Origin of the sequence: Arthrobacter sp. 35W, from assembly GCF_000482545.1 — a bacterium.
Taxonomy (GTDB): Bacteria; Actinomycetota; Actinomycetes; order Actinomycetales; family Micrococcaceae; genus Specibacter.
This window is the reverse complement of sequence record NZ_KI519455.1, coordinates 1,184,246-1,200,482: the sequence shown is the minus strand read 5'-3', so window position 1 is coordinate 1,200,482 and position 16,237 is coordinate 1,184,246. Positions and strand designations below refer to the sequence as shown.

General features: G+C 66.6%; 15 protein-coding genes. 8 read left to right on the top strand and 7 right to left on the bottom strand.

Annotation, left to right across the window (positions count from 1 at the left end; genetic code table 11):
- The first annotated feature begins 5 nt into the window (after positions 1–5).
- From cpaB to K254_RS0117520, 5 genes are read left to right on the top strand one after another with little or no spacing between them, the layout of a single operon-like run.
- A complete protein-coding gene (cpaB, locus tag K254_RS0117540) occupies positions 6–749 on the top strand; it encodes a Flp pilus assembly protein CpaB (protein WP_026556463.1) in 744 nt (247 codons plus the stop codon).
- Positions 746–1,945, top strand: a complete 1,200-nt coding sequence (locus K254_RS0117535) for an AAA family ATPase (RefSeq protein ID WP_026556462.1) — start codon at positions 746–748, stop codon at positions 1,943–1,945. Before cpaB ends, K254_RS0117535 begins: the two co-directional genes overlap by 4 nt.
- A complete protein-coding gene (locus K254_RS0117530) occupies positions 1,942–3,420 on the top strand; it encodes a CpaF family protein (RefSeq protein WP_026556461.1) in 1,479 nt (492 codons plus the stop codon). The genes K254_RS0117535 and K254_RS0117530 overlap by 4 nt, the downstream gene beginning before the upstream one ends.
- Before the next feature lie 2 nt (positions 3,421–3,422).
- A complete protein-coding gene (locus tag K254_RS0117525) occupies positions 3,423–4,358 on the top strand; it encodes a type II secretion system F family protein (RefSeq protein WP_051389341.1) in 936 nt (311 codons plus the stop codon).
- 14 nt (positions 4,359–4,372) lie between these two features.
- Positions 4,373–5,272, top strand: a complete 900-nt coding sequence (locus tag K254_RS0117520; protein WP_026556459.1) for a type II secretion system F family protein — start codon at positions 4,373–4,375, stop codon at positions 5,270–5,272.
- A 143-nt stretch (positions 5,273–5,415) separates the two neighbouring features.
- Here the strand turns inward: K254_RS0117520 and K254_RS0117515 are convergent, their stop codons facing one another.
- The 7 genes from K254_RS0117515 to K254_RS0117485 all read right to left on the bottom strand — a co-directional run bounded on the left by K254_RS0117515 (position 5,416) and on the right by K254_RS0117485 (position 12,451).
- Positions 5,416–5,751 (bottom strand): hypothetical protein, encoded by a 336-nt coding sequence (locus K254_RS0117515; RefSeq protein WP_026556458.1) that lies wholly within the window; start codon positions 5,749–5,751, stop codon positions 5,416–5,418.
- A 105-nt stretch (positions 5,752–5,856) separates the two neighbouring features.
- A complete protein-coding gene (locus K254_RS23920; protein ID WP_051389340.1) occupies positions 5,857–7,338 on the bottom strand; it encodes an aspartate ammonia-lyase in 1,482 nt (493 codons plus the stop codon).
- Positions 7,328–8,578 carry an amidohydrolase gene (locus K254_RS23915; protein WP_081710335.1) on the bottom strand — a complete coding sequence of 417 codons (1,251 nt, stop codon included), beginning with the start codon at positions 8,576–8,578 and terminating at the stop codon, positions 7,328–7,330. Before K254_RS23915 ends, K254_RS23920 begins: the two co-directional genes overlap by 11 nt.
- A gap of 5 nt (positions 8,579–8,583) precedes the next feature.
- A complete protein-coding gene (locus tag K254_RS0117500) occupies positions 8,584–9,258 on the bottom strand; it encodes a DUF1028 domain-containing protein (RefSeq protein WP_026556457.1) in 675 nt (224 codons plus the stop codon).
- Between the two features lie 49 nt (positions 9,259–9,307).
- Entirely contained in the window at positions 9,308–10,771 is a 1,464-nt protein-coding gene (locus tag K254_RS0117495; RefSeq protein WP_026556456.1) for a 4-hydroxyphenylacetate 3-hydroxylase family protein, read from the bottom strand.
- The gene (locus K254_RS23910; protein ID WP_155848614.1) at positions 10,768–11,373 is read right to left on the bottom strand and encodes a flavin reductase family protein; all 606 of its coding nucleotides are present in this window, start codon (positions 11,371–11,373) and stop codon (positions 10,768–10,770) included. Before K254_RS23910 ends, K254_RS0117495 begins: the two co-directional genes overlap by 4 nt.
- A 160-nt stretch (positions 11,374–11,533) precedes the next feature.
- Complete coding sequence (locus K254_RS0117485) at positions 11,534–12,451, bottom strand: LysR family transcriptional regulator (RefSeq protein WP_026556455.1); 918 nt, start codon at positions 12,449–12,451, stop codon at positions 11,534–11,536.
- A gap of 107 nt (positions 12,452–12,558) precedes the next feature.
- Here K254_RS0117485 and K254_RS0117480 point away from each other — a divergent pair, with 107 nt between their 5' ends.
- From K254_RS0117480 to K254_RS26355, 3 genes are read left to right on the top strand one after another with little or no spacing between them, the layout of a single operon-like run.
- Entirely contained in the window at positions 12,559–13,704 is a 1,146-nt protein-coding gene (locus K254_RS0117480) for a M20 family metallopeptidase (RefSeq protein WP_026556454.1), read from the top strand.
- Positions 13,705–13,739: 35 nt separating this feature from the next.
- Positions 13,740–14,603, top strand: a complete 864-nt coding sequence (locus K254_RS23905; protein WP_051389339.1) for an ABC transporter substrate-binding protein — start codon at positions 13,740–13,742, stop codon at positions 14,601–14,603.
- A gap of 2 nt (positions 14,604–14,605) precedes the next feature.
- Positions 14,606–16,174 carry an amino acid ABC transporter permease/ATP-binding protein gene (locus tag K254_RS26355; RefSeq protein WP_051389338.1) on the top strand — a complete coding sequence of 523 codons (1,569 nt, stop codon included), beginning with the start codon at positions 14,606–14,608 and terminating at the stop codon, positions 16,172–16,174.
- Positions 16,175–16,237 lie beyond the last annotated feature (63 nt).

The following is a 16,237-nucleotide window of genomic DNA, read 5'->3' as shown; positions in this document are numbered from 1 at the left end:
AAAAAGTGAAAACACGCCTTCTGGGGGGCGTTGCCGCACTGGTTTTAGCCATTGTGGGTGCTGTCCTCCTCGCCTCATATGTTCAAGCGGCTGACCGCCGCGCGCAGTCCGGCATGGATCCGGTGGAGGTCCTGGTAGTCCAGCAGCCCGTTGCCGCCGGCACCACGGTTGATCAGCTCAAGGAGCTGGTCAAGGCACAAGCCGTGCCAAAGGCCTCCGTCCCGGAAGGTGCCGTCACGGACCTCTCGGAGTTCACCGGCAAGGTTGCGGCCGTGGATTTGGTCCCGGGAGAGCAGCTGCTGGGTGCACGCCTGGTGGACAAAAACGCACTCGCAGCACCGAACCAGGTGGATGTCCCCAAGGGGCTCGAAGAGCTGACGCTGAAGCTGGACGCCGAACGGGTGCTCGGCGGGCAGCTGCAGGCCGGCGACACCGTGGGAGTCTTCATTTCCTACATGGGTGGCGTTGCCCCCGGCACCAGTGACAATCCGGCTACGAAGCTCCAGTTCCACAAGGTGCTGGTCACCCACGTGGGAACAGGCGCCCCGGCCCCCGCGAACGGCGAAACCGCCCCGGCCAAAGATTCCTCGGCCGGCGGGAGTGTTTTCATCACCGTGGCACTATCCGGCGCCGACGCCGTGAAGGCCGTCCATGGCATCGAGTTCGGCAAGATCTACCTCTCCAAGGAAAATGCCGACACCGACACCACCAACGTCGACAATCTGTTCAAGGACGGTGTGTTGCGATGAGCCGCTTCATTCTCATCACAACAGCCCCGGACTTTGAACAACGCGTCCGTGCCGCCGTTGCGGAGGGCCTGCATGGGAGCGTCCAGTCTCTGCCCGAATCAGCCATCAACTCCGTCCCCCACGACATCGTCCGCCAGGATGTCGCCGAGCCGCCGGAGGTCATCATCCTCGGCCCCGGGGTGTCCATCGATGAGGCACTCAAGCTCGCCACCGTCGTCGACCTCCAATTCCCGGAGATCAGCGTCATTCTGGCCGCGGACACCTCGGCCGAGCTGGTCCTGACGGCCATGCGCTCCGGCATCCGGGACATCATCAGCCCCAGTGCCGACACGGCCAGCATCCGGATCCTGCTGGAGCGGGCCTGCCTGTCCTCGGCAGGACGGCGCCGCGGACTGTCCGTCCAGGGAAACTCCGAGCAGGAGAACGGACGGATCATTGCCGTCATGTCACCCAAGGGCGGTGTGGGCAAGACGACCATCGCCACCAACCTGGCCGTGGGGCTGGGAAAAGTGGCACCCATGAGCGTGGTGATCGTTGATCTGGACCTCCAGTTTGGCGACGTCGCCTCGGGGATGCTGCTGGATCCGGAACACACTCTTCTGGATGCCGTGACGGGGGCTGCGGCGCAGGACACCATGGTGCTCAAGGCGTTTCTGACAGTGCACCCCGGCGGGGTGTACGCGCTCTGCGCACCGCGGAATCCGAACGAGGCAGACCTGATCACGGCGGACCACGTGCGGCGGCTGTTGGCGCAACTGGCCACGGAGTTCAAGTACGTGGTGGTGGACACGGCCCCCGGCCTGGGCGAGCATGCCCTGGCCACGCTGGAATTTGCCACGGACGTCGTCTGGGTGGTGGGCATGGACATTCCCAGCGTCAAGGGACTGCGCACCGGGCTCGGGATCCTCCATGAGCTCGGTCTGATCCCCCAGGGGCGGCATGTGGTGCTCAACTTCGCCAACCGGCGCTCCGGCTTGAATGTTCAGGACATCGAGGCCACCATCCACGTTCCGGTGGACGTCGTGATCCCCCATTCACCGGCCATGCCGTTCGCCACGAACAAGGGCGTCCCCGCACTCCAGGAGGGCGTCAAGAATTCGGCCACGCGAAGCCTGCGCAAGCTGGTGGAGCGTTTCGAGCCCACATGGGGCGCACAAGTGCACAAGAAACTTCATCGACGGGCGGTGGTCTCATGAATCTCTCAGAGCGGTTGAATGCAGCCAGGGGAAAGGGTCCGGCAGGGCTGCCGGCGGCCCAGGCAGTCCAAGCAGCACCGGCAGTCCCGCCCGTCACACGGCCGGCACCCACCGACCCGCCCTCCTTGGGCACCGTCGGCGCCTCCACCCAGGGCGCGGGCGGGTCGGCCACCTCGGGTGCGGGTGGCACGGCGCTGGCCAGCCTCAAGCAGCGCGCGGGCGCGGCCCTCTTTGAGCGGATGGGGGCGCGGCTGACCGACCCCACTATGTCCGAGGAGGAGCTGCGAAAGTCCGCCCGGGAGGAACTCAGCCAGGTCATTGACGAGGAGCAGGTTCCACTGAGCCCCGAGGAACGACGCCGGCTGATCCGTGAAATCGGCGACGACGTGCTCGGCTACGGGCCGCTGCAGCGTTTCCTCGACGATGATTCGGTCACGGAGATCATGGTCAACAGGGCTGACCAGATCTACATCGAGCAGGCCGGACAGCTGTCCCTCACGGACTCGAAGTTTGCCACGGAGGACCACCTGCGCCGGGTCATCGAGCGGATCGTCTCCAGGATCGGCCGGCGCATCGACGAGTCCTCACCCATGGTGGACGCCAGGTTGGAGGACGGCTCACGTGTGAATGCCATCATCCCGCCGCTGGCCGTCAACGGGCCCTCGCTGACCATTCGAAAGTTCAGCCGGGTGCCCTTGACGGTGCAGAATCTGGCCGACTACGGCACACTCACTCCGGACATGGCCCAGCTGCTGGACGCCTGTGTGAGAGCCCGGCTGAACATTCTGGTCACCGGCGGAACCGGCACCGGAAAGACCACGCTGCTGAACGTCCTCTCCGGATTCCTTCCGGCCGAGGACAGGATTGTCACCATTGAGGATGCTGTGGAGCTGCAGCTCCAGCAGCAGCACGTGGTGCGTCTGGAAAGCCGGCCGGCCAACATCGAGGGCCGGGGCGAGATTTCCATCCGCGATCTGCTGCGGAACTCGCTGCGCATGCGGCCGGACCGGATCGTGGTGGGCGAGGTGCGTGGCGGCGAGGCCCTGGACATGCTGCAGGCCATGAACACCGGCCACGACGGCTCCATCTCCACCGTCCACGCCAACTCCCCCCGGGATGCCATTGCCCGTCTGGAAACACTGGTGCTGATGGCCGGCATGGACCTGCCACTGCGCGCCGTGCGCGAGCAGATTGCCTCCGCCGTCAACCTGATCGTCCACCTGTCCCGCCTCAGGGACGGCACCCGGCGCGTCACGCACATCACCGAGGTGCAGGGCATGGAGGGCGACGTCGTCACCCTCCAGGATGCCTTCGTGTTCGACTACTCCGCCGGAGTGGACAGCACGGGGCGGTTCCTGGGCAGGCCAGTGCCCACGGGCGTTCGGCCGCGCTTTGTTGACCACTTCGCCGACGTTGGCATCACTATCCCCGCCCACATCTTTGGCGCACAGCCCCAGCCCGTGGGGAGGCGGTAGCCATGCCGGTCATCATCCCGATCCTTGGGTTTGCCCTGTGCTTCGGCGCCATCCTCGTGGCCCTGCTGGTGGTCTTCAAGCCATTCCGCTCCGCCGTTCCGGCGGAACGGCGGCGGCCCTTTGGCAGCAACAAGAACAAGACTGCCCTGAGCAACATCACCGATTCGACGGTTGCCGTACTGGACAGGACGGTGGGCGGCGGACCCTACAGCCGCTCGAAGCTGGAGGACGCGGGGCTGCGGATGCCGCCGTCGAACTTCCTGGTTCTGGTCATTGCCTCAGCTGCCGTTGCGGGGCTGTCCGGCCTGCTGCTCGCAGGCCCACTGCTCGCCATTGTGCTGGCGCTCGTGGCTCCGCTGGCAGCCATGGCCTACCTAACCTTTCGGGCAGACAGCCGCCGGGGAAAATTCGATCAGCAGCTTGGCGACAACATCATGTTGATTACCGGCGGCCTGCGTGCGGGCCACAGCGTACTGGCATCGCTTGACGCGGCGGCCCAGGAAGCGCTGGCGCCGTCGTCGGAGGAATTCGCCCGGATCGTCAACGAGGTCCGGATCGGCCGCGATCTGGAGGCGGCCTTGGCTGACACCGCGGCCCGGATGAAGAGTGACGACTTTGCCTGGATTGGCCAGGCCGTCCAGATCAATCGGGAGGTGGGCGGTGATCTGGCCGAAGTCCTTGACCACGTGGGCGAAACCATCCGCGAGCGCGGCCAGATCAAGGCGCAGGTCAAGGCTCTGAGCGCCGAGGGACGGCTGTCCGCCATCATCCTGTTGGTGCTGCCCTTCGGCATCGGTCTGTCGTTGATGGTGGTCAACCCGACATACCTGGGCGTCCTCACCACTCATGTGCTCGGCTGGGTGATGCTCGGGGTGGGCGCCGTCATGATGGTCATCGGCAGTCTGTGGCTGCGCAAAATCGTCCAAATCAAGTTTTGAGAGGGTGACAGCACATGAATGCTCTTCCTTGGGTGTACATCGCGGCGATTGTCCTGCCCGTTGGCTACCTCATCTGGTCTTTCATCAGCGTGGACACCAAGTCCCGGCTCGTCATCCGCAACAACCTCAACCGCGGCGGCGAGGCGGGGCAGGGTGCAGTTGCCCGCGACGAGCGGAGCCTGCTGTCAATGGCGCGCAGGTTCACTCCGGCCGCCTATGTGGCCAAGCTGGATGTTTTGCTGGCCCGCGCCGGGCGCCCGGCCACCATTCCGTTGGCGCGGCTGCTGGTGGCCAAGCCGCTGTTGGCCCTGGCCGGCGCCGCCCTCGGCCTGCTGGTGGTGGCGCTGAAGCCGGGCGCACCCATGGTGCTGCTGGCCTTGTTCGTGGTGGCTCTGGGCTACTTCATCCCGGACCTGATGGTGTTGAGCAAGGCCCAGGAGCGGCAGAAGGCCATCCAGATGGAGCTGCCCGACACCCTGGACCAGATGCTCATCTCCGTGGAGGCCGGCCTGGGGTTTGAAAGCGCCATGGCCCGGGCGGGGGCCAACGGCAAGGGGCCGATGGCCGAGGAGCTCGTCCGCACCCTGCAGGATATGCAGATGGGCCGGGCCCGCCGCGATTCCTACCAGGCCTTGGCCGCACGCACCACCGTCCCTGAGCTGAGGAGCTTTGTCCGGGCCGTGGTGCAGGCGGACACCTATGGCATCGGCATCGCCAAGGTGTTGCGCGCCCAGGCCAAGCAGATGCGCATCAAGCGGCGCCAGCGGGCCGAGGAAAAGGCAATGAAGCTGCCCGTCATGGTGCTGTTCCCGCTGCTGTTCTTCATCTTCCCCACGCTGTTCATCATCATCATGGGACCGGCCGTCATCAACATCATCCCCGTCTTCACCAAGGGTGGCGTCTTCGGCGGCTGATCCCCCCAAAGCAGGTGACCCTCCCCCATAGGTCACCTCCCGGCGGATGGCTCATCCCCCCAGAGTGGGTCTTCCGCCCCCGGCGGGTCTCGCCGGGCTCGACCAGCGATTGCTGGCCGGCCCGGCGGGGCCCGCCATCGGGTTTACATCCCCGGAAGGGCCAGCGCCTCAAACACCTGGATCGAGGCACCCGGCATCATCAGATGCGGGTGCCCGTTCATGAGGGACACGGCGTGGTCCAGGCTGTCGGCCTCAAGGATCGAGTAGCCGCCCACGGTGGATTTGGCCTCGACGTCGCCCATGGTGGTGATCTCCTGGGCGTTGCCCAGCGGCTGGCCCATGTCCACCAGATGCTCGCCAGCCCGCGCGGCCCAGTCCATCCACAGCTGCATTCCCTCCGCCGCGGCGGCGTCGTCGTTGCCCGCCATGGCATCGGGGGCCGACTGCGGTGCGTGGTAGAGAACGACAAAGCGGGTCATGGTTCCTCCTTGAATCCAGCACCCTCGGATGGGCGCCAACCAAGGGGAACACTACGTCCCACACCCTTCCGGCGGAAGCCCCGACCACCCGCCGGAAGAGCCCAACTAGGTGACAGTTGTGACACGTTCCGGGGCCGAAAGTGTGCGATAAGTGTTACTCAGTTGGGAGGGGGCGGTGAGGAGGAGGGGGGAACCGAGGACGGCGGCGAGTTCGTCGTCGCTCATCAGGCCCCTGTCGCGGACCACGTCCACCACGCTGGCACCGCTGGCCATTGCCTGCTGCGCCACCTCCGTCGATGCCTTGTAGCCGAGGTACGGAACCAGCGCCGTGACCAGTCCGATGGACCGCTCCACGCTGGCCAGCAGCGCATCCGGATCAGCGGTGATGCCGTCCACGCAGCGGGTCGCCAGCACGGTGCACGCCGAGCGCAGCTCCGTCAGCGAGGAGAACAGCGCCCGGGCCATCACCGGTTCAAAGGCGTTGAGCTGCAGCTGCCCGGATTCGGCGGCCATCGTGATGGTGATGTCGTTGCCCACCACGGAATAGGCCACCTGGTTGACCACCTCGGGGATCACCGGATTCACCTTGCCGGGCATGATCGAAGATCCCGCCTGGACGGCCGGCAGCTGGATCTCGCCGAAGCCGGCGCGCGGGCCGGAGGAAAGCAGCCGCAGATCGTTGGCCACCTTGGAAAGTTTGACGGCGATGCGCTTGAGCACGCTGTGCAGCTGGACCAGCCCGCCCACATCCTGCGTCGCCTCGATCAAGTCCCCCGCCGGAACGACGTCGACGCCGCTGATCCGCGCTAGTGCCTCGCAGGCCAGCCGGGCGTAGTCCACATGCGAGTTCAGCCCGGTGCCGATGGCCGTGCCGCCGAGGTTGACCTCGCGGATCAGGTCCATCGCCTCGCGCAGGCGCTGTTCATCCTCCGCCATCATCACGGCAAAGGTGCCGAATTCCTGGCCCAGCGTCATCGGCACGGCGTCCTGGAGCTGGGTGCGGCCCATCTTCAAATACGTGGCAAATTCCAGCGCCTTGGCCGCGAAGGATTCCCGCAGCAGGGCCATGGCCCCCAGCAGATCCTCCGCCGCGCGGTGCAGGCCCACGCGCAGTGCGGTCGGGTAGACGTCGTTGGTGCTTTGGCCCAGGTTCACGTGGTCCAGCGGATGCAGCAGCTCGTACTGCCCGCGCTGCGCACCCATCAGCTCCAGCGCGCGGTTGGCGATCACCTCGTTGGCATTCATATTGGTCGAGGTGCCGGCGCCGCCCTGGACGACGTCGACGATGAACTGCTCGTGCAGCTTCCCGGCGCGGATCTCCCGGCAGGCGGCAACGATCGCCTCGGTGCGCGGGCCGTCCAGCAGGCCCAGCCCATGGTTGGTCGTGGCGGCCGCCTCCTTGACGTCGGCCAGCGCCGCCACCAGATGCGTGTAGAGGCCGATCGAGACCCCAGAGATGGGGAAGTTCAGGCTGGCTCGCACCGTGTGGACGCCGTAGTAGGCCTCGGCCGGCACATCGAGCCAGCCGATCAGGTCGTGTTCCCGGCGGGTGCCGGAGCTCGCAGCAACAGAAGGATCAGCGGACATCGGCTGTCTCCAATTCCAGGGGAGGTTCGAGGGACGGATCCAGCGGCAGGGCAACAGCTTCGGTCAGGAGCCGGGCGGCGGTCCGCTCCGCCAGAAGACCGGCCAGCCGGGCGCGCAGCCCGGCATCCGTGGCCAGGTCGATGCAGGTGTGGGCCATCGCCTTGGCGGCGTCGACGACGGCGCGGTCCGCGGCGGCCGTGATGGCGGCGGCGGCAAATTCCTTCTGGTGGTTGACCGCCGGCAGCGAATCGATCCCTATATAGGGATGGATGGCCGGCAGCACCTGGGACACATTGCCCATGTCGGTGGACGCACGGTTCATCCGCATGTCCGGCCCCGACGTGGTGAACGTCCGGCCCAGGGCTGTGGCATTGGCGACGTAGAACTCCAGCATCGCCTCATCCGTGGCGAACTCGGCGTAGGGCTTGCTTTCCGCCTCGATCTGAAGCTCGCAGCCGGTGGACAGGGCGCCGGCCTCGAAGCAGCGCGCCACCTTCTCCTCCAGCTCCGCCAGCTCGGCCAGCGAGCCGGCCCGCACGTACCAGCGGCCCTCCGTCACCTCGGGGATCGCGTTGGGTGCATCTCCCCCATGGGTGACGACGCCGTGCACGCGGACGCCGGATTCCAACTGCTGGCGCAGCAGCCCGATGGCCACCTGCGCCACGGTGAAGGCGTCCGCTGCATTCACGCCGCGCTCGGGGTAGGCGGCCGCGTGGCTGGCCTTGCCCCGGTAGCGGATCTTGCTGTGCGAGACGGCGTAGGGCTCGGCCCGGGCGACGTCCAGCGGGCCCGGGTGGACCATCATGGCGGCGTGCACGCCGTCGAACGCGCCCCGCTCCAGCAGCTCGATCTTCCCACCCCCGCCCTCCTCGGCCGGGGTGCCGAAGACGGTGAGCGTGATGCCCAGTGCGTCGACCACCGGGGCCAGCGCGGCGGCCGCCCCCACGGCCGCCGCGGCGATGATGTTGTGCCCGCAGGCATGCCCCAGCCCCGGCAGTGCGTCGTATTCGGCACAGATGCCCAGATGCAGGCTGCCGCTGCCCACCGTGGCGGCAAACGCCGTCGGCAGTCCACAGAGGTTCTTTTCCACGGTGAACCCGACGCCGGCCAGCTCGGCGGCCACCCAGGCCGAGGCGTTGACCTCGGCCCAGGCAACCTCCGGGTTGGCATGCAGGCGGTGCGAGAGCGCCAGCAGCCGCCCCTCGAGCGCGTCGACGCGGGCGCCGACAATGTCCTTCATCTTGTTCACAGGTCCCCCGGAACACCATAGCTGGGGGCCGTCTCCGGCGCGATGGCCCGGATGTAGTAGTCCATCTTCTGCGGCTCCCACAGCTCCCAGAGCCGGCCCAGGGCGGCGATGGGGTCCTCGTCGTCCCAGTCCACGCGCAGGTCCGTAACGGGCCAGGCCGCCTGGTCGACGACGACGAGCCCCGCCGAATGCTGCGGCCCCTCCTCACCTCCGGCGTCGCGTCCGGCGGCCAGGCCCGCCAGCAGCCGGGCCTCGAAGGCGCCCGTCGCCGAGGAATAGGCGTCCATGATCGCGTCCACCACGTCCAGGGAGGAGAGCAGATTTCCCGCCGCCACGGCGCCGTCGCCCTCCACCGTGCGGTGCGCGCCCAGCGTGCCGGAGCCGCTGAAGGAGGCCGTGCGGCCGTGGACATCCACCAAGCCGAGCTGGCGGTAGTTGATGTCCGGCGTGCCGGCCACCAGCTTGGCCATGGCCTCATCCGCCGGCGTGCCGGATTCGAGCAGGTCCAGCAGCTGTCCGCCCAGACCGGGATCGGTGATGTTCTGCGAGGCGGCACCGCCCACGCCCTGGCGCAGGTGCACGCAGCGGGCGGCAACGGCGGGCGAGGAGGAGGTGACCACCATGCCGAACGCACCGGTCAGAGGGTCGCGGGCTACAAGGGAAAACGTCACGGGGTTCCTTCCTGGAATGGCGTATTGCTGTGGAGGCGGGTGGCGGGCATCAGTCCGGCACCGGGCCGAGGATCTTGTCGGACAGTCCGGCGGTGGACTTCACCAGATCCAGCGGACCCTCGAAGTCGAAGTTCCGGTACACGGCACCCAACTGGGCGAAGGGCGGGGACTGCGCAAACAGCTGGAACGTCAGGCGGTGCCCGGCGTAGTCGCTGTTGAGCAGGTCGCGGGCAAAGGAGAGCAGCTTGCGGCGGTCCTCGGAGACCCAGTTGTCGTTGATGGAGTAGAACTTCTCCAGCCACGGCGAGGCCTCGGGGTTGCCGAAGGTGGCGGCGTCGGGCGTGATGCAGATCTGGCCGCCGCACAGCTCGCGGGCGATGTGCATCATGGCCGGCAGCTGGGACAGCGCGGAGACGCGGCCCGCGTAGAGCAGCGACTGGTTGGGCATGAGCAGCCCGCCGGGGCTGGTCTCGGCATTGGCGATGGCGGCGGTCAGGTGGGCGTTGATGCCCTCGCGGTAGACCGCCAGCTGGGCCAGCTTCTCCTGCACGGCCTGCTGCTTCTCCAGCCCGGTCTGCTTCACATTCCACAGCGCGGCGCCGATCATCAGGTCCGCCAGGTGCAGCGTGCGCTGGACAAACGGGAAGGCGCTGTAGCGGTGCAGGGTGGAGCGGATGAAGGCCGCGGCCTTGGTGTGGCGGTAGAACAGCACGTCCTCCCAGGGGATCTCGACGTCGTCGAACACCACCAGCGATTCCACCTCGTCCACCCGGTTGGAGAGCGGGTAGTCCGCCGCCGGGCCCTTGCCGGCAAAGCCGTTGCGGGAGATGAACTTCAGCCCGGGCGTGCCCATGTCCATGACGAAGCCGACGGCGTAGTCGGAGAGCTCGCTGTTGCCCCAGTTGGCGATGGTGGGCTTGGTGAAGGCCTGGTTGGAGTACGCGGCGGCCGTCTCGTACTTGGCGCCGCGGACCACAATGCCGTTGTCGGTTTCGCGGACCACATGGAGCAGCATGTCCGGGTCCTGGTCCTGCGGGGCCTTGGAACGGTCGCCCTTGGGGTCCGTGTTGGCGGAGACGTGGAACGGGTCCGCGGTGATCGACTTTTCGATGTGCCGGCGGATGTTCTCGGAGAAGCGCGGATCCACCTCGTTGAGCACGTCCTGGCCGTCGTAGAGCGACCACATTTCGCCAATGGTCTCATCGCCCACCCGGGTGACGACGCCGCCGGCCTCGCGCTGGACCAGATCGACGGCGGCGCGCTTGTCGTGCCAATCCTGCTGGGTGGTGGGGAGCCGGTTGGCGATGGCGTTCAGCCCACCGGTGGCCTCGTCCTTGTAGGTCATCACCTTCTGGGTGGCGTCCTCGTGGGCCAGATCGTAGATCCGGGCGCGGACATCCACGATCGGCTTGAACATCGGGTGGGTGGTGACGTCGTCGACCTTTTCCCCGTTGATCCAGACCTTGCGGCCGTCGCGGATGGACTCGCGGTATTCATCTCCGGTGCGGATCATTTGGTGGTCTCCTTGGTGTGCTTGCGGTAGGTGGGGCCCGAGCCGGGGTAGTCGTCAAAGACCGACGGCGGGACGGGGAGGGGTTTGGCGTAGGTCTGGGCGCTGTAGATCAGCGGGTCCCCGCTGTGTGTTTCGACGTCGGTGACGGCGCCGATGTAGATCTGGTGGGTGCCGGCCTCCACCACCTGGTGGATGGTGCAGTCGAAGCTGGCGACGGCGTCGCGGATGCGCGGCGATCCCGAGGGGGCCGGCACCCATTCGCCGCAGCTGAAGTCCCACGGATCCTTGCCGGGCCAGGGGCGGCCGGCAAAGGTGTCCGCCACGTGGTCGTGCTGGCTGCCCAGCACGTTGACGGTGAACGTCCCATTGGCGTGGATGGCCTCGTTGATGGGGCTGCGGCTGTTGATGCAGACAAGCACCAGGCGGGGGTTCACCGAGACGGAGCACATGGCGCTCACCGTCTGGGCGAACTTGCCGGTGGGGCCGTCGGTGGCCACCACCGTGACGCCGGTGGCGACGGCGCCCATCGCGGCGATGAACGGATCGTAGGGTCGGGCGGCCGGCGGGGCGTCCGCGGAGGTGCTATCGGCTGAAACAGACATCGTTGGCTCCTTCTGTGCAGATGCGGTGTGTTCTGCAATCAGTATTGGGAGCGAGGCCGATATGTGTCCAACAGTTCTTTCAGACCAATGCCTTCGGTTTTTTTGATACCTCAACCAAAGCGGACGACGACGGCGGCTGGCCGTGCGAGGGGAGGTGCGGCTAGGCCCGGGCGCCCAGCGAGGTGCGGCACTGGTCGATGAAGGCCACGGCGCGGCGGGTGGGGCGCACGCCGTTCAGGTGCACGGCGCCCACATTGAGCCCCGGCAGCGCGCCGGCCAGCGGGCGGGTGACAAAGCCCAGACCCTCGTAGCTCATGTTGATGTTGGTGCGCTGGCTGAGGATGGAATAGCCCAGCCCGCGGGCCACCAGCGCGCGCACCATTTCGAAGCTGGTGGTGCGGTAGCGGATGTTCGGGATCAGGTTCTCGGCACTGAAGAAGGACAGGAAGTAGTCCCCACCCGGCGGCAGATCGAACAGGATCAGCGGCTGTGGAGCCAGCTCCTTCAGGGTCAGCGTCTCGCGGCTGGCCAGCTCGTGGCGCTCCGGCAGGATGACGTACGGCGGCGTGGAGACGACCACACTGACCGCCAAATCCTTGGAAAAACGGCCCTTGCCGAAGTCATATTCGTACATGATCGCCAGGTCCAGCGAGCCGTCGCGCAGCTGCTCCTCCATCTGGGTGTGGGAGCCCTCGATGAAGCTCAGGTCCACTCCGGGGTGGTTCTTGGTGAAGTCCGCAATGACGCGCGGCAGCAGGATGGGCGCCAGCGTGCTGTAGCAGCCCACCACCAGTTTGCCGGAGAGGGATTCGCTGGACTCGCGCGCCGAGTTGCGCAGGTCCTCCATGCCGGCCAGCAGCCGGCGGGCATCGGTGAGCACCTGCTGGCCCACATTGGTCAGCGACAGTCCGCGCGGATGCCGGATGAACACCTGCACCCCGAGGGCCTCTTCCAAGTCGGTCAACGCCGTCGAAACTGCCGACTGGGAAAGGTAGACGCGTGCTGCGGCCGCCGTTACACTTCCCGTTTCCGCGGCGGCTATCAGGTACTCAAGTTGGCGCAGACTGACGTTAGACATCGATTTAACCGAAACCCTTCTTCGAATACATCTGTTTTACACGGTGTGTGTTCCACTGCATAGTCGATCTCAGCGCCAACGCAGTCGCTAGACCCAAGGAGAAGACCATGATCGATCCCGATCTTCAGCTTTTGTTCGACACGCTCGCCATCGATTCAACGTGGGGACTGGAGAAGGAGCTGGCCGAATTCATGGCCGAGCAGATGCTTTCCTGGGGCGTGGACGACGTCGAATTGGTCGAGTCCATGCCCGGCCGGCCCAGCGTTGGCGGGCGGATCCGCGGTACAGGCGGCGGAAAATCGCTGATTCTCAACGGCCACCTGGACATCTACGCAGCCTCCCCCGACTGGACCAAGGACCCCTTCGGCCCGGTGGTCGAAAACGGCCGCGTCTATGGTGCCGGAATCGCCGACATGAAGGCCGCGACGACGGCGGCCCTGGCCGTCATGCGCCGCATCGCCACCTCCGGCGAGCGCCCCCGCGGCGACGTAATATTCCAGGGTGTTTCGTGTCATTTTGAGGGTGGCGTGGGGACCCGCTCGCTGCTGGAGGCCGGTTTCACTGCCGATGCGGCCATCTGCGGCGAGCCCACCGACAACACCATCGGCACCGTGCACCGCGGAGCCGCGTACCTGAAGATCACCACCTTCGGGAAGCAGGCGCACACCTCCGCCAAGGAGCTGGGCCTGAACGCCATCGAGACCATGGAACCCATCCTCGTGGCGATGCGCGAACTCGAGGGCGTGATGCCCTACACCCCGCACCCGGACCTTCCGGGCGGCCCCAATCTGAACATCGGCACCATCAACGGCGGCACCAAACACAACCAGGTGCCGGACCGCTGCGAAATGACCTGCGACATCCGCCTGCTCCCCTCGCAGGACCCCTACGACGTCAAACTCCAGGTGGAGCAGATGATCGCGAACCTCAAGGCCGTCGATCCCCGCATCGAGGCCACCGTGGAGTTCAGCGACCACTGGCTTTCCGGCCCGCGGTTCCCGTACGAGATCGACAAATCCTCTGACATCTCCACCACCGTGGCGGCCGCCGTCGCCGCCACGGGCACAGAACCCGTCTACCAAGGCATCCAGTTCTGGACGGACATGGTGCCGCTGAAGCAGTTCGGCATCCCGGCCGTCAACGTCGGCCCCGGCACTCCCCCCTACAGCTGGGCCGACGAGTGGGTCGAACTGGCCAAGTATCGGCAAATCGTCGACATCTACGCCAACGCCGTCAACCTCTGGTGCAAGTAAGCGCTCCCCCCTACGCGAAAAGGAACTTTGCTCCCATGAAGAATCTCACCCGCATCTCCGTTCTGACCGGTGCTGCCCTGGCCGCAGCCCTCACCCTCTCCGCCTGCGGCGGGTCCGCTCCGGCCGCCGACGCCGGGAAGTCGCCGTCGGTGTCCACCAACACCTCCGGCGTGCTGAACGTCGGCGTCGACCTCACCTACCCGCCCTACGACATGCTGGTGGACGGCAAGCCCGCCGGCTTCGACGTCGAGGTGATGAACGCCGTCGCCGCCGATCTGGGGCTCAAGGCGCAGTTCGCCGACACCCGCTTTGCCCAGATCGTGGCCGGCATCAAGGCCGACCGCTACGACGTCATTGCCTCCACCCTCTACGTCTCCTCCGCCCGCAGCAAGGAAGTGGACTTTGTCCCCTACTTCCAGACCGGCAACTCGATCATCGTCGGCAAGGACGCCGCACCGTTGGCCGATGCCCAGTCGCTGTGTGGCAAGCGGGTTTCGGTGGTGACGGCGACGGTGATCGCCAAGCTCATGACCACCACCGAGAGCGATAAGTGCAAGACCAATGGCAAGGACGCCATCACGGTCCAGGAATTCCCCACGGACCCGGAGGCCACCCAGGCCCTGCTGTCCAACCAGGTTGATGCCCAGATGACCGACGCCGCCGTGGCCACCACGGTGGTGGAGAAGTCCAACGGCCGCGTGAAGATCAGCTCCGGCGCCCTCATCTACCCCGTCGCCGTCGGCCTCGCGGTCCAGAAGGGCAACGCGGAGCTGCAGGAGGCGCTCACCAAGAGCCTGGCGAACCTGACCTCCGCCGGCACCTACGGGACCATCCTGAAGAAGTACAACCTTGAGCCCGTCGACTCCGCGGTGCTGGCCGAATCCCTGAAGCAGGGCTAGCCATGACCTTCGACTGGGCCTACACCTTCTCCCTCTTTGGCGATCCAGAACTCTGGAAGGCCGCCGGCGTCGTCGTCGTCCTGAGCGTTCTCGCATGGTTCATCGCGAACATTGCAGGCATCCTCCTGGCGTTGATGAAGGAATCGCGGTCGAAACTGCTCTCCCGTGTGGCCGGCGTCTACGTGTGGCTGTTCCGCTCGCTCCCGCTGCTGGTGCTGTTGGTCTTCGCGTACAACGTGCCGCAGGTCTTCCCGGCCACGCAGGTGGTGCTTGGCTCCTCGTTCAACGCCGCTCTCATTGCGCTGGTGCTGAGCGAGGCAGCCTACATGGCGGAGATCCACCGCGGCGGTCTGCTGGCCGTCTCCATCGACCAGCGTGAGGCGGCGCGGGCCCTGGGCCTGCCGTACGGGCACGTCCAGCGGCACGTGGTGATTCCGCAGGCCTTCCGGATTGCCCTCCCCGCCCTGGGCAATGAGTTCATCTCCATCCTGAAGCTGACCTCCCTGGCCAGCGTCATCTCGCTCCAGGAGATCCTGCTGGTGGGCCAGCGCCTGTACACGCAGAACTTCCTCGTGCTGGAAACCCTGCTGGCCGTCGCCATCTTCTACATCCTGCTGGTGACGGTGTTCGACCAGCTGCGGGCCCTGCTGGAGCGCAAGCTGGACGTCAACCGGCGCCGGCCCGCCCTGCAGACGCAGCCGGAGGCTGCCGAGGACCTGCGGGTGGCCCGGGGCCGCGAGCGCCGGCCGCACGACGGCGAGAAGCTGGTCCGCGCCCAGGGCGTCACCAAGTCCTTCCACGGCAACCAGGTGCTCAAGGGCGTGGACGTCGATGTCCACGCCGGCGAGGTGGTGGTGGTCATCGGGCCCTCCGGTTCAGGCAAGACCACGCTGGTGCGCACGCTGAACCACCTGGAGCCGGCCGACGGCGGCGTGATCGAGGTCAACGGCCAGCTGCTGGGCAACAAGCACGGCTCCCATGGCCGGATTGTGGCGCTGTCCGACAAGGACATCTCGATCCAGCGGCGCAATGTGGGCATGGTGTTCCAGCGGTTCAACCTCTTCCCGCACAAGACGGTGCTGGAGAACGTCACCCTGGCCCCCGTCCAGCTGCGGCAGATGTCAGCTCCGCAGGCGGAAGCCTTCGGCATGGAGCTGCTGCGCAAGGTGGGCATGGCCGCCCACGCCAAGAAGTACCCGCACCAGCTCTCCGGCGGACAGCAGCAGCGCGTCGCCATCGCCCGGGCGCTGGCCATGAAGCCGTCCGTGATGCTCTTCGACGAGCCCACCTCGGCCCTGGATCCGGAGCTGGTGCAGGAGGTGCTCGCCGTCATCGCCGACCTGGCGCAGGAGGGCATCACCATGGTGATCGTCACCCACGAAATGAAACTGGCCCGCGATGTGGCGGACTGGGTGGTCTTCATGGAGGATGGCGCCGTGGGCCAGCAGGGCCCGCCGGAATCCGTCTTCGGCCCCGGCGCCGATCCCCGGATCAAGCGCTTCGTCCAGACCGTCTCCGACGTCCCCATCACCGGCCCGACTCCCGTGGTAGCCGCCGTCGTCGCTGGTTGAGCCAACCCGCCCCGCCCCCCCCAACTGAGTGACAGTTATCGCACAAAAAACCGCCAAAAATGT